We start from the raw sequence: 14,586 nt of genomic DNA, 5'->3' as shown, positions 1-14,586 counted from the left end.
ACTTGAATGGTTTAGAAAATAACAAGGGGCACCATTTAAACAGGTGCCCCTTCCTTTTATTTCGTAAACTGCGCCTCTTCCGTAGATCCTTTTAATGCTGTCGTTGATGAAGTACCACCTGTAATCACCTGTGCTACTTCATCAAAGTAACCTGTTCCTACTTCTCGTTGATGGCGAGTTGCAGAGTAGCCGTATTTTTCTGCTGCGAATTCTGCTTGTTGTAGTTCAGAGTACGCTGCCATGCCGCGCTCTTTATAGCCGCGTGCTAATTCGAACATGCCGTAGTTTAATGAGTGGAATCCAGCAAGTGTTACAAACTGGAACTTATAACCGTAAGATGCGATTTCTTTTTGGAAGCTCGCAATTGTTTTCTCATCTAGTTTTTGTTTCCAGTTAAATGAAGGTGAACAATTGTATGCAAGCAATTTCCCTGGATGCTCTTTATGAATTGCGTCCGCAAATCGTTTTGCATCTTCTAAATTTGGTTCAGATGTTTCACACCAAACGAGGTCTGCATAAGGAGCGTATGCTAAACCACGTGCAATCGCTTGATCAAGACCTGCTTTCGTACGGTAAAATCCTTCTGGTGTTCTTTCTCCTGTAATAAACGCTTTATCAACAGGATCGATATCGCTCGTAATTAAATCTGCTGCATCCGCATCTGTTCTTGCAACGATAATTGTCGGCACTCCCATTACGTCTGCAGCAAGGCGTGCCGAAATTAAATTACGTACCGCTGTTTGCGTTGGTAGTAATACTTTTCCACCTAAATGACCGCATTTCTTCTCTGAAGATAATTGATCTTCAAAGTGTACACCAGATGCGCCTGCTTCAATCATACCTTTCATTAGCTCAAATACGTTTAATTGTCCGCCAAATCCAGCTTCTGCATCTGCTACAATTGGTACGAAATAATCTGTATCACCGCTTCCTTCCATATGCTGAATTTGATCCGCACGTTGAAGCGTTTGATTAATTCGTTTTACTACAGCAGGTACGCTATTTGCTGGATATAAACTTTGGTCTGGATACATATGTCCAGAAAGGTTTGCATCTGCTGCTACTTGCCATCCACTTAAATAAATTGCTTTTAACCCAGCCTTTACTTGCTGCATCGCTTGGTTTCCTGTTAATGCGCCAAGTGCATTAATATAATCTTCCGTATGAAGCGACGCCCACAGCTTTTCAGCACCGCGGCGCGCTAACGTATGTTCAATATCAATTGACCCGCGCAGGCGAATTACATCTTCTGCCGAATATGGACGTGTGATCCCTTTCCAGCGCGTATCTAACTCCCAGCTCTCTTGTAATTTCTCGATTCTTTCGTTTTTCATTTGTTCCATCCCCTTTTCATTTTTTATCCCACATTAACGGGCTGTAAGACTCCCACCTCAAAATTCAGCGAATACAAGGAAGTTAGGTCGGAGCCAACTGCCCGTAAAAGTCCGATTGGTGAGGGCTGATAATCAATGGGGATACCCCTCCCCTCACTGATTAAAGTTTCACTTTATAAAATTTCATAGCCCGGTAATGTTAAAAATGGTACGAATTCATCATTCCGAACGAGATTTGTAAATAACGTTGTCGCCTCTTGGAATCTCCCTTTCTTAAAGGCTTCTTTACCAATCTCTTTTTCTATTTTTGCTAACTCTTCTTCTTTTAGCTCTTCCATTAATTCAAGTGTAATATTACGGCCATCATTTAATTTTCCACCTTCATGGCGAATCCATTGCCATACTTGTGCCCTAGAAATTTCCGCTGTTGCTGCATCTTCCATTAAGTTATAAATTGGTGCTGCTCCCCGGCCGCTTAACCAAGATGCGATATATTGAATACCTACGCTAATATTCATACGAAGACCCTCTTCTGTAATCGTTCCCACTGGTACTTCTAATAAATCCTTTTCTGTAACATGTATCTCTTCACGTTTTCTAAAAATTTGATTCGGCGTTTTCATAATGTGATTAAATACTTCCATCGCGACTGGTACAAGTCCCGGGTGGGCAACCCAAGTCCCGTCATGACCGTCTAAAGCTTCGCGCTCCTTATCCGCACGTACTTTTTCAAAAGCTGCTTCATTTGCTTCTGGATTGTTTTTAATTGGAATTTGTGCTGCCATTCCTCCAATAGCTGGTGCATTACGACGATGACACGTTTGAATGACTTTCAAAGAATACGCACGCATAAACGGCGCCGTCATCGTGACTTGCGCTCTATCTGGAAGTAAAAATTCATTATGGTTGCGGAAACTCTTTAAAAAGCTGAAAATATAATCCCATCTTCCGCAATTTAACCCAGCAGAATGATCTTTAAGCTCATACAAAATTTCATCCATTTCAAACGAAGCGTGAATCGTTTCCAATAATACTGTTGCTTTAATCGTTCCGTTTGGAATACCGATATATTTTTGAGCAAATACGAAAACATCATTCCATAACCTTGCTTCTAAATGGCTTTCCATTTTCGGTAAGTAAAAGTATGGACCGCTTCCTTTTGCTAAAAGAGCTTTCGCATTATGGAAAAAATAAAGTCCAAAATCTACTAAGCTACCAGACATATTCTTTCCGTCAACTTGCATATGTTTTTCTTCTAAATGCCATCCTCTTGGACGCACAATTAATACTGCTGTTTTACTATTTAAACGATATTCTTTTCCGTTTTCATTTTTATGTGAAATCGTTCCCTTTACTGCATCTCGTAAGTTTATTTGACCTTCAATCGCATTTTCCCAAGTTGGTGAATTCGAATCTTCAAAATCCGCCATAAAAAGATGTGCTCCTGAATTTAAAGCGTTAATAACCATCTTTCTATCTACTGGGCCAGTAATCTCTACGCGGCGATCCTCTAAATCTTTTGGCAATTTGGCAATTGTCCAATCCGCTTCACGTATGTGCTTCGTTTCTTCTAAAAACTTCGGAAACTCCCCTGCATCAATTTTCTGTTGTTTTTTCACACGTTTTTGTAAAAGTTCTATGCGGCGCTCATTAAAATTTTCATGTAGTTCCTTTAAAAACCTAAGCGCCTCAGGTGTCAATATTTCGTTGTACGCTGGTAACATTTCTCCCACGAGTGTAACCCGTGAAGTTTGCGTCGACATATTAGCATCCCCTTCTTAAACTGTTTTATAACAGATTTGATTTTATGTTTTATATTATATAACAAATCTTCAGAAAAGGAAGTTTTTTTTGAAAAATTAATCGTTTTTTTCTAAAACTGTATTCTTTCACCGGCATTTCACATAAAAAAAGAAGCTAGTGTTATACAACACTAACTCCTCTTTATTATTTATTCAAACATTGCGTTAAATAAGAACTGTGCATATTGTTCACGTGTTACTTTCATGTTCGGAGAGAAGTTACCCTTCCCATCTCCTACTGAAATACCATTTGAACCTACTGCATTAATCGCATTTTCTGCCCAATGTCCCTTTGGTACATCTTTAAATTTTGCTGGCCCTTTTACTTCTAATCCAAATGCTCTCGTAAGAACTTGCGCCATTTCTGCACGTGTTAACGTATCTTTTGGTCTAAAGTTTCCTTTCTCATCACCAGTAAAGATACCTAATTCCGTTACTGCTAACACTTCAAAAGGAAACATCGTTGATTTATCATCAACAATATCATTATACGGGCTTTCTAGTTCCTCATCTTCACCAAATTCTTCATCAAGATTAAGTGCACGGTAAATTAAAGCTGCTACTTGTTCACGATTTACGTTATGTCCAAAACCGAACACACCATTTCCATAACCAAGCATAATCTCTTCTTCTGCTAAAGTTTGAATTGCTTCATAAGACCAATGTCCTGCTGGTACATCTTTAAAGAATGCCTGACTTGCTTGTTGTGGCTTTGCAGCTAATTCAGCTTTTGCTGTTGTCCCTTCAGCACTAAATGCCACTCCACCCATAATTGTTAAAGCTGTTGCTACTTTTAAAAACTTTTTCTTCAAAGTATTCTCTCCCTAAAAACATATTTTTTTCTAATATAAAGAATTAATGGAAGCGTAACAATATTATTTCCATGTGATTTTTGTCTAATTTATGAACTATATTTCATATACTTTTATTTACACTTTATTAACAATAAAGTTACTAAAACGTATATTTAAACAATAAAAAGTCACTTTATTCAATCTCTTCTTATCCAATAAAATCGAAAAACTAAATTACGAATAGAAAATCGATATAATTACAAATAATTTTAAATAAGAAAAAAGCGTGGAATTCCCGCGCTTTTTTCTTAATATATATTATATTGATATAACTTAAACGTCCTTATACTTTAACTTTCATTCATAATCTTCATCTTTTACTGGAAAATAAAAAACAGCTCTATTTAAAAACGTTGCATATTGCTCACGTGTTACAACTTTATTCGGTTCAAATCGCCCATTTCCTGTTCCTACTATGACATGATTAGACTGTAGTGCACTAATCGCATTTTTTGCCCAATGATTATTTGGTACATCTTTAAATGTATGGTTCTTCTTCACCTCAAATGTAAATGCATTCGTAAGAATTTGTGCCATTTCTGCGCGTGTTACTGGTGCAGTTGGTCTAAAGTTTCCTTTTTCATCACCTTTAAAAATACCATGCTCTGTTAATACTAAAATTTCATCTAAAAACATTGTTGCTCTCTCAGAAATATCTTTGTATGGATTTTTTAAAGGTCCTTCCCTTTTCAAATTCAATGTACGATACAGCACTGCTGCTACTTGTTCTCTTGTTACATTATCACCTACACCAAACTTACCATTTCCATACCCTAACATTACTTTATTGTATACTACATCCATTATATCGTCATATGCCCAGTAGTTTACTGGAACATCATCAAACACAATCATTTCTGGATATTCTTCTGCTTTTACGTTGGGAACATTCGTACTAACAAACAAACCACCCATAATAGTTACCGTTGCCATTATACGTAACATGTTCTTCTTCATTGCCCTCTCCCCTTTACCTCCATTTTAAAAAACGGAAAATAATAGACTGAAATCCTTTCCAATATTACATATGTTGCCTTTGCACCATTTATGCAATATATTACATTTAAAAAATCTATTATTGTGAAAATCACTACTAAAGGAGAGCCAATTCGCTCTCAATTTCAATTTTTATACCGAATTGTACGCAAACTAATTTTCTTTCCTGTATTCATGTAAAGGTGTTTCTATAATATAAATATTCTACTTTTTTCAAAAGAAATCCTTCACGTTTTAAGAGTTCATTTTCTAGACAAAAAATGCAATTATATCGACTTAACTACAACATACGACAATAGTAACCTCTCTATTAACAAAAGCTCATAATGAGCGAAAGATACCTCTTCCACAAATTATGAGCTTTCTCTTTATCTATTCCATTTTCCCTGGAGAATTATCAATTGATCGTTGTAAAAACTTTGCAAATTGCCCACGTGTAACGAGCATTTCAGGCTGGAACTTGCCATCTCCCGTTCCTACCGCTACTTTATTAGACTGCAATACGCTAATTGCATCCCTTGCCCAATGATTTTCTGGTATATCTGTAAATGTATGTGGACTCTTTGTTTTCAACTCATATGCTTTCGTTAAAATTTGTGCTAATTCTGCACGAGTCAATGTATCTTTCGGACGGAAATTCCCATTTTCATCTCCTTTAAAAATACCAAGCTGTGTTAAGCGTAAAATTTCGTAAGGGAACATGGTTGATTTCGCACTAATATCTCCATATGGATTTCCAATAGTCGCACTTCTTTTCACATGAAGTGCGCGGTACAATACTGCTGCCGCTTGTTCACGTGTTATATTATCTTCCGTCCCAAACTTACCATTTCCATAGCCATACATAATACGATGATATACTAAATTTGTAATTTCATCATATGCCCAATGATCTGTTGTTACATCATCAAACTTTATCATAATATTAGGACTAGATTTTTGGATAATACCTGTATTTGCAGACACACCATTTGCACCTACAAATATCCCTCCCATTAGTGCTAACGATGTCGCTATCTTTACTAGCTTTTTCATCTCTCTCATCTACCTTTTCCTTTATTTCCCTGCAAATTATATTATACAATAAATCTGAAAATTATAAATTCATTTTAACCTAATTATTTACAATTAAGAATATAATTTTTCTTCTACTACTATTTTTTCATCCTTCGTTTTTCGAAAAGTAAATGCCATTCCAATAAATATAAGAACAATTCCTACTATTTGCATACTAGTCGGTCTAAACCCGGTAAAGACTGTATCTAATAGTATTGCAACCGCAGGATCTAAAAACACTAATACAGAAATTAATCTCGTCGATAAATCTCTTAAACTGTCAAAAAATAAGTAATATACAAATCCCGTATGTATAAGACCTGTCGCTGTAATCATCATCCAGTTCATCTCTGTTAACCCTTGAAACTTGCCAAAGTCTACGAATGGTAGCAATAAAAATATACCTAAAAATGTTTGTAAAAATGTCATGGCATATGCGCTCGTATGCTGAATTCCTTTTCCTAGTAAAGTAGTAAAAGCATAAAATAGTGCCGCAAGTAGTGCCCATACCATGCCAGATGACATCAGTTTTTCAAGTGATAGACTTCCATCTACTCCAGCCACTAACACTGTACCGATAAAACAAATGACAATGGACAAAACAGCAAACATTGTAAGTCTCTCTTTAAATACGATACTACCAATCATTAATACGATAATGGGTGCTAGATGATAAACTGAAATTGCAATTGTAATCGACATAACTTCAAATGCTTTAAATAGAAATACCCAGTTAAAAACGAGAAATACACCGCATGCTAATATTTGCATGACTTCTTTTTTATTCCATTGCTCACTTTTATATTGTCCTGTTACGAGCCAACATAATGCTAAAAATATAGTCGCACAAATGCAACGAACGAATACTAATTCGAAAGACGGTAAACCTGTTTGAACAGAGAAAAATCCAATTGATCCGAAAATAGACATCGAAAGGATCATTTTTATAGCCGGCATTGATTTTGAATGAAACAAAATATTAACCTCCTAAATATTTCACTGAATATTCCATATATTATACACTATAATTTTCCAAAATTCGAATAACCCAAAAGAAAAGAAGCAGTACACTACTGCTTCTTTTCTTTTTCATATTGTTCAAACGCATGAATTCTTTCAAAAATTGGTGGGTGTGTATATAAGAAAAACTTTACTAACGCAGGCGGATTTACTTGGCTTAAACTCGTTTTTGATAAATATTGAAACGTCTTTACACCAGATTTTCCGTCCTTCGTCATATCTAGAGCGTATTGATCTGCCGCTCGTTCTTCTATACGAGAAACATAGTTTGTTGCTGGCTGTGATGCAAAAGAGAGTACAGAAGAAATTAAGAAAAATAACGGTAAAATTGAGAAACATGCTGCTTTTGAAATTTGCAGCGTATCCCCCCATTTTCGAATACACCTATTTATAATACGACTAATGAGGTACATTCCTATAAACGATAGCAACACATAACTGGCAACGCCCCAATATATATGTTTCATAACATAATGCCCCATTTCATGGGCCATTATAAATAAAATCTCTTTATCTTTTAATTGTTTAAGCGTTGTATCCCACATTACAATACGTGAATTAGGTCCTATTCCTGTTACATATGCATTTAACGCATTCGTTTTTTCCGACATATTGACTTCATATACATGTTTTGCTGGAATATCGGCTTTGTCTGCCATCGCTAAAATTTTCGTTTCTAACTCTTTATTTTTTAGCGTCGAAAAGTCGTCATACAGTGGATCAATAACGACAGGCTGTATAAATGTTAAAAAGATTGTAAACGGAACAGAGAGCGCCCATCCAGCTAACCACCATCTCTTTGGGAATTTACGGATAAGCCATAGCAGAACGGTAACTACGATTAACATCGTCGCATAACTCTCCCAAAAACCGATAACATGATCTTTTATCCAGCTTTGTGTACTTTGCGTTGAAATGCCGTAATCAACGGAAACTTTTCGGCTAATCCATTGCATCGGCAAGGCAAGGACTGTTGTAAGTAGTGATAAATAAAAGAAATAAATCGCAACTTGCAGGACACTTATTTTCGTCGTTTCCTTCGACCATTTCTCAAACTTTTTTGAAATACCGAGCACAAGTACAAATAATAATATAATCCATTCAAGAGGCGTCGCTAAAAAATACAATAAATTTTTCACGCGCGAATAATCTTGGCTTAGCGTAAGCTCTCTTGCATTCATAAACGTTTCTGGATCTGCACTCGTTCCTTTATACATGTCCGGAATCAGTTCATGACTCCATCCAAATAAATACCAATATATAAATAACGCAAACCCAACGTACAAAAAAAGCGACCACCCAATAACCTTCCTCACGCTATTCCCTCCTCTATGCTGCCTGTCTATTATTATTGTAAGTTCGTACATGCTAAATTAGAACAAGCTTATTATGCAAATTGCTCAAGAACCCTCTATTTACATAAAAAAACTCTTCTATATAAAGAAGAGTTTTACCTACCTTTAGACACTTTCTTCGGTTCATAATCTGGGATAAGAAATGTACTTACAACCCAACATATTAAACCAGCACCTTTTATATAGCGTATATATTCATAGTCCTGAAAAAATAACGTCGTGACAATAAGCGTAAAAAAACCGACTAAAACTAGTACATATCCTATTTGCTTCTTAGACAACATAACGCGCCCCCTTAAGGAAGTACATCCATTAATAAGCTAAAATCTTGCAGAGAAAAAGAACTATATTTCATAATACCTTGTACAGCTAAAAGTAAAATAAGGCCGGTCACACACATATAATTAACGCTTTCTTCACTCTTTTTTTCAGCAACTACGCCGCCACTAATACATAGAATTCCTAACAAATGGAGTGCTAAATATATAAAGAAATAAGCTTCCTCCCAGCGAAGAATAACATTGACTGTCGTTATTAGTACTATGCTAAGCACAATCAAATAAAAAAACTTATTTGATGATATTGTTTCATTCATATAATTTTATACATCCCTTTCAAATTTAGAATGAATGATGCTTCAAAGCTATAAAGTAAATGATTGTTTTCATACTATAAAACAAAAGGAAAGCCACTATTACTTTCTCGAATATTTTATGAACCCACATATACTTCTCTTCATTTTTTCTGAAGATGCGCTTCATCATTTCTTCTACTATTAGACCAAATATTAGTAAAACCCCTAGCACAATAAGAAGAGAAATAATATTTTCTTTTAAATGATTACTAGAGAACAAATAATACTCCGGAAACACAATCGTATCTACTACAGGTTGAAGCCAATGACAAACGCTTTTATCACACATATCTGTAATAGACGTAGCATCTATAATGTCTTTCAATATTTTTTCAATCGTCTTCTTCATCTCATTTACTCCCCACTACGTCTGAAAAGCTTTTTTCCGGCTCTACATATATAGCTGGCATTTCTTTATTCCAATATTTGCGGTTAACAAATAAAAAGATGAGTACTAAGTTTAATCCCGTTATAAAAATAATCAGCCCTGGAAAGAACGTCGTATAATTTGAGAAATCTGCCAAACTCATTATCTCTTCTTTATTTATTAGAAAAGAGACGCCGATTACAAGTGCATTGTTTAACATATGAATAGCAATTGGCATGAGTAAACTATTCGTACGAATATATACGATTGATAGTACAACGCTAAATACAATTGCACCTAGGAAATCAACATGTAACAATGCAAACAATATTGCTACAACAATGATTGCTATACTCGTTCCCCATTTTGCTGCGAAGCGTTGCAGTAAAAATCCGCGAAAAACAAATTCCCCAATAATTGGTGCGATGAATACGACCATAATAACTTGATAAACATATCCTCCAGTGCTATCCATAATCGGTTCGCGTAATGCGTTCATAATAAATGTCGGTGTAATCCATGCAAAGCTATACATGTACAAAATAAGATATCCATAACTAAACACGCATAACATGATCGTAATGTATAAAACTTGCACCAGGTTAAATGTTTCATTTCTATTAATAAATAATGAAAATGCAACACGGTGTTTTTTATAATCAAAATAAATCCAAGTAATCGGCAGGATATAGAATATAAGAATATTTATAAAAGTAGAATTTTGCATATGAAATGTATTTTCTATCAATTCATTACTGGCTCTTGCAACTACAGTTAATAGTGCAAATACAATTAAAAAATATCTAGCTCGCATCGTTTGAAACGGATTCACACTCATCTCCTCCCCTATGTTACTTTTATCATATCATTTGATTCTTAATTTTTTGAGAAAGAAAACCTTAAAATTTCCTTAAAAATTCCATAAGTTACCGAAAGATGATATGATATTCGAGGAAATTAGGAGGGATTTTTTATGTATGAAGCAAATATTTTGCTCGTTGATGATGAAACAGCAATTTTACAATTATTAACTACCATTCTTGAAAAAGAAGGTTTTTCTCATATTACAACTGCAACATCCGCTGAAATGGCTTTATCTCTTACTCAGCAAAACGATTACGATTTAATTATTTTAGATGTCATGCTTCCTGGACAATCTGGTTTTGATATTTGTCCAATCATTCGCCAAAAAACAGATTGCCCTATCTTCTTCCTCACAGCTAAAACATCTGATTTAGATAAAATATCTGGATTTTCACACGGTGCAGATGATTATATTACGAAGCCATTTAACCCACTTGAAGTGGTAGCTCGTATGAAAGCACAACTCCGAAGACATATGAAGCAAGTCATGCCACACGAACAAAAAGCACACTCTAGTTCATTTGGCAGATTTGAAATTGATCGATATTCCGCAGAGCTTACAGTAAATGGGCGTGTTGTCGAATGTTCCGCCCAGCTATTTCAGCTATTACTCTTCTTTTGCGAGAATCCGAACTACGTATTTTCAAAAGAAGAAATATACGAGAAAGTTTGGGGAGCACCTGCCTACAATGGCGATGACAATACCGTTATGGTCCACATTCGAAAACTACGTGAAAAAATCGAACAAGACCCAAGTAAACCAGAATATATAAAAACCGTTCGCGGGCTTGGCTATAAGTTCATTACAAAGTAGGGTGACGATATGAACTTTAATAAACGACTTATTATCCAGTTTATCATGCAACACGTATTTGTTTTAGTTACATTACTGATTGCTGTAGTAGCTGCATTCACGTATTTAATTTTTCTTGTTACGAGTACTTCATACGAACCGAACATTCCAGATGCTGAAAATTTTATGATTGCAAGATACATTTCTTCAGAAGATGGCGATATTTCGGTGAAAGCTGAAGTAAAAGACTTAATTAAAGAGAAAAATGATTGGATTCAAGTTGTAGAGGAAAACGGAAAAGTTCTCTATCACTTTAATACACCTAGTGACGTACCGACATCTTATACGAAAGCATCTTTATTCTCGTATATACAGAATCACATAGAAAGTCCTTATACATTTACATATTGGGAAATTGAATTAGAAGAAAAAAACGTACTTGTTATTTACGGTGGTATGTTAAAAAGCAATGCATTACTAAAAACAATCCAGAAAACGCACCCTTCTGTATCTACAGATTCGTTCACATTAACAGAAGAAGAAAAACAGTTACTTTCTAAAGAAAAAGCAACACTTCAAGTTTTTAATAGCGTTGGCGAAGAAGTATTCTCCTATCCAAACGGAAAGAAAAAAACATTTTCTGTTATACAAGCCGCTCTTAGCGAAAAAGAGCCGTGGAATCATAAGGAAAACACGTCTAGCTTTTATGACACAAATAGCAATCATCTTCTCGTTGTAACTGCCAAAAATGAGTACTACTACCCAGATGATGAAATAGACGATGTATTTGCTAAAAAGTTTCTAATCGGATGCGGATTAATCCTTCTTATCGTATTTGTTTATTTAGTCATTCTTTCTATTTGGTACGGTAATAAATTTGGAAAACCGTTATTACATGCGATGCGCTGGCTTAAAAACATAGCTGGTGGAAAGTACGAAGAGCCTGTTAGTAAAAAAGGAAAACCTATCAGGTTCAGGAAATCTGGTAAAGAAAAATGGTCATTCCGCTTATTTAGTGATGTGACGAATTCACTAGAGCACCTTTCTATTACACTGAAAAAAAATGATGCGATGAGGCAAGTACTGCAGCAAACACGTGAAGAATGGATTACTGGTCTAACGCACGATTTAAAAACACCACTAAGTTCTATATACGGCTACGCATTATTACTAGAATCAAAGCAGTACAACTGGACTGATCGTGACATTCAACAATTCGGCAGCGTTATGAAAGAGAAATCGCAATATATGACGACATTAATCGATGACTTAAGCTTAACGTATCAATTAAAAAATAACAGTCTTCCTGCGCAGCATGTAAACATTGAAATGAATCAATTCGTCCAAAAAGTATTATTACAATTCATTAATAATCCGACACTTCAAAATCAAAATATTGAATTCGTACCAAGCTCAAATAAAATTCAATATTTCATTGAAGAAAAATGGTTCCAGCGTATTATCGAAAACTTACTCGTAAACGCTGTAAAACATAATAATGAAACGACTAATGTCATCGTAAAACTTTCGCAAAACGCTACTTCATTCACACTATCTATTTCAGATAATGGAAAAGGAATGGATGATAAAACGAAAGAACTTCTATTTGAGCGATATTATAGAGGAACAAATACAGAAGAAAGCAACATCGGAACAGGACTTGGCCTCGCTATTACAAAGCAGCTCGTTCATGCTCATAACGGAACGATTTCTATCGATAGCGAACTTGGAAAAGGAACGACAATTATACTTGTGTTTCCGTTTCGTTCGTAGAAAAGGCGCTATGTGGCGTCTTTTCTTTTTCTATTTTGGGAGAGTTCAGCGGTATATGAAATTATATGATCGTTTTTTAAAGTGTTTTAGCGGTATATGAAATTATATCGGCGATTTTCTAGATATATCGACTTACCGACAAAAATCGGCATATACCGCAACCTATATGATAAAAGCGAACCACTCAGTGGCTCGCTTTTCTTTCTATTATTTCTTCTTCACCGGTATCCAAAGCTCTACTTGAGCGAACTCACTTTTATCTTCGTGGCAACGCTCATCGTATAATTCAAACTCTGTAACGCCGCAATGTTCATAGCCTGAATGCGGGAACCATTCTGAGAAAACAGCATTCCACGTTTGGTGAATAGACGATACCATTTCTTCATGAGGAACTTTCGGCGTTGTAAACACAGCATATGTTGCTGCTGGGAACGTGCGCTTTGCAATTTCATTTGGTACATTTTCAAAGTCTGTAACTTCCATTCCGATAATATAAGTGAAGTCCCCTGTTTCTAAATTAAAATCAGTACATAATCCAAGCTCTACCCATTGGCTCGTATCTTTACGATTCGGAATTGTCGTTCCAAGATCTTTTTGTAAATATTCTTGCCAAAATGCTGGGATGTCTTGATGGTTTTTCCCTTCTTTACTTGTCGTCTTCAGTTCATAACCTGCCACTAAAAATTCTGGTTTATTTACAATACGATATTCCATTTGTATGCCTCCTAAATACGGATTTAATTTTCTTTGCTTTACATTCACGCTGTAATACATTGGCGTTTCAATTTCTTGTTTTCGATATTCACTCGGTGTCATTTGAAATAATTTTTTAAAGGCTCTCGTGAACGTTTCATGAGATTGAAAGCCATGCTCAAATGCGATATCAATAATTTTTTCATCCGTATGAGAAAGTTGATAAGCTGCCCGGGCTAACCTCCTCTTTCGAACATACTCCATTACTGTATCACCTACTAATGCCTGAAATACACGATGAAAATGCGACTCAGAAAAACCTGCAATACGTGCTAAATTACGCAGCGTCTGTTTTTCCATTACATCTTCCTCAATATAATCAATGGACCTTTGAATTTGTGTTTCATAGCTTTCCATCTCTGTTCACCCGCCTTATATGTATTATGATAAAAGAGAATCCTATCCACTTCTTGACGTTTTTTACTATAATTCCATAAAAAATTGTAACTTTTTTATATGTATTTCGTTGTTATGTATGAAGGGAGGGAAATGTAGTGAAACGCAAACAATCATTAGAAGACATTTACTCCGAGCATATGCACGACTTATTTCGCTATCTTCTCTCCCTTACCGGAGATTCCCACTATGCGGAAGATCTCATGCAAGAAACCTTTTACCGAATGCTCGTCCATATTGACTATTATAAAGGAGAAGAAATTAGGCCGTGGTTATTTACAATTGCCTACAACGCCTTTATCGATTGGTATCGAAAAGAAAAAAGATATAAAACGACGACAATTACAGAATTCCATTTACCGAACGTACCAAGTACAGAGCACTCTTATTTTGTAAAACATGAGATTGCTAGTTGGTTAGACAATTTATCTTCTCTTCCCCTTGAAAGACGAAATGTCCTGTTACTACGAGATTACTACGGATTCTCATATAAAGAAATAGCAGAAATGACTGGTCTCTCACTAGCGAAGGTGAAAATTGAATTACACCGAGGACGAAAAGAAACGAAAAGCATAAAGGAGTGATATGG

At 35.5% G+C, this 14,586-nt stretch carries 15 protein-coding genes; 3 read left to right on the top strand and 12 right to left on the bottom strand.

What is annotated here, in order from left to right:
- Positions 1-56: 56 nt before the first annotated feature.
- The 11 genes from aceA to MR070_RS22460 all read right to left on the bottom strand — a co-directional run bounded on the left by aceA (position 57) and on the right by MR070_RS22460 (position 10,256).
- Positions 57-1,334 carry an isocitrate lyase gene (aceA, locus tag MR070_RS22510; RefSeq protein ID WP_000787355.1) on the bottom strand — a complete coding sequence of 426 codons (1,278 nt, stop codon included), beginning with the start codon at positions 1,332-1,334 and terminating at the stop codon, positions 57-59.
- A gap of 173 nt (positions 1,335-1,507) precedes the next feature.
- Positions 1,508-3,097, bottom strand: a complete 1,590-nt coding sequence (gene aceB / locus MR070_RS22505) for a malate synthase A (RefSeq protein WP_242262040.1) — start codon at positions 3,095-3,097, stop codon at positions 1,508-1,510.
- A gap of 188 nt (positions 3,098-3,285) precedes the next feature.
- Positions 3,286-3,948, bottom strand: a complete 663-nt coding sequence (locus MR070_RS22500) for an S-layer homology domain-containing protein (protein ID WP_242262039.1) — start codon at positions 3,946-3,948, stop codon at positions 3,286-3,288.
- A 339-nt stretch (positions 3,949-4,287) separates the two neighbouring features.
- On the bottom strand, positions 4,288-4,947 hold the full coding sequence (locus MR070_RS22495) for an S-layer homology domain-containing protein (protein ID WP_242262038.1): 660 nt from the start codon (positions 4,945-4,947) through the stop codon (positions 4,288-4,290).
- 411 nt (positions 4,948-5,358) lie between these two features.
- Positions 5,359-6,030 carry an S-layer homology domain-containing protein gene (locus MR070_RS22490; protein WP_076869208.1) on the bottom strand — a complete coding sequence of 224 codons (672 nt, stop codon included), beginning with the start codon at positions 6,028-6,030 and terminating at the stop codon, positions 5,359-5,361.
- Positions 6,031-6,114: 84 nt separating this feature from the next.
- Positions 6,115-7,017, bottom strand: a complete 903-nt coding sequence (locus MR070_RS22485) for a DMT family transporter (RefSeq protein WP_242262037.1) — start codon at positions 7,015-7,017, stop codon at positions 6,115-6,117.
- A gap of 95 nt (positions 7,018-7,112) precedes the next feature.
- Entirely contained in the window at positions 7,113-8,378 is a 1,266-nt protein-coding gene (locus MR070_RS22480; RefSeq protein WP_242262036.1) for a M48 family metallopeptidase, read from the bottom strand.
- A gap of 134 nt (positions 8,379-8,512) precedes the next feature.
- Entirely contained in the window at positions 8,513-8,701 is a 189-nt protein-coding gene (locus MR070_RS22475; RefSeq protein ID WP_029437804.1) for a hypothetical protein, read from the bottom strand.
- Positions 8,702-8,712: 11 nt separating this feature from the next.
- On the bottom strand, positions 8,713-9,012 hold the full coding sequence (locus tag MR070_RS22470) for a hypothetical protein (protein WP_098923543.1): 300 nt from the start codon (positions 9,010-9,012) through the stop codon (positions 8,713-8,715).
- Between the two features lie 25 nt (positions 9,013-9,037).
- Positions 9,038-9,400, bottom strand: coding sequence for a hypothetical protein (locus tag MR070_RS22465; RefSeq protein WP_000750872.1), 363 nt, complete (start codon positions 9,398-9,400; stop codon positions 9,038-9,040).
- Between the two features lies 1 nt (position 9,401).
- Positions 9,402-10,256, bottom strand: coding sequence for a CPBP family intramembrane glutamic endopeptidase (locus tag MR070_RS22460; protein WP_242262035.1), 855 nt, complete (start codon positions 10,254-10,256; stop codon positions 9,402-9,404).
- 135 nt (positions 10,257-10,391) lie between these two features.
- Here MR070_RS22460 and MR070_RS22455 point away from each other — a divergent pair, with 135 nt between their 5' ends.
- Positions 10,392-11,096, top strand: a complete 705-nt coding sequence (locus tag MR070_RS22455) for a response regulator transcription factor (protein WP_000272701.1) — start codon at positions 10,392-10,394, stop codon at positions 11,094-11,096.
- Between the two features lie 9 nt (positions 11,097-11,105).
- On the top strand, positions 11,106-12,848 hold the full coding sequence (locus MR070_RS22450) for a sensor histidine kinase (RefSeq protein ID WP_001010469.1): 1,743 nt from the start codon (positions 11,106-11,108) through the stop codon (positions 12,846-12,848).
- 207 nt (positions 12,849-13,055) lie between these two features.
- On the opposite strand, the gene MR070_RS22445 is transcribed toward MR070_RS22450, so the two are convergent.
- Positions 13,056-13,958 (bottom strand): AraC family transcriptional regulator, encoded by a 903-nt coding sequence (locus tag MR070_RS22445; RefSeq protein ID WP_061659211.1) that lies wholly within the window; start codon positions 13,956-13,958, stop codon positions 13,056-13,058.
- Positions 13,959-14,095: 137 nt separating this feature from the next.
- On the opposite strand from MR070_RS22445, the gene MR070_RS22440 reads away from it, so the two are divergent.
- On the top strand, positions 14,096-14,581 hold the full coding sequence (locus MR070_RS22440) for an RNA polymerase sigma factor (RefSeq protein ID WP_000823976.1): 486 nt from the start codon (positions 14,096-14,098) through the stop codon (positions 14,579-14,581).
- The last annotated feature ends 5 nt before the right edge of the window (positions 14,582-14,586 follow it).

Source organism: Bacillus cereus group sp. BfR-BA-01453, from assembly GCF_022662915.1.
In the GTDB taxonomy this organism is placed as follows: Bacteria; Bacillota; Bacilli; order Bacillales; family Bacillaceae_G; genus Bacillus_A; species Bacillus_A paranthracis.
This window is presented reverse-complemented; position numbering and strand designations above follow the sequence as displayed.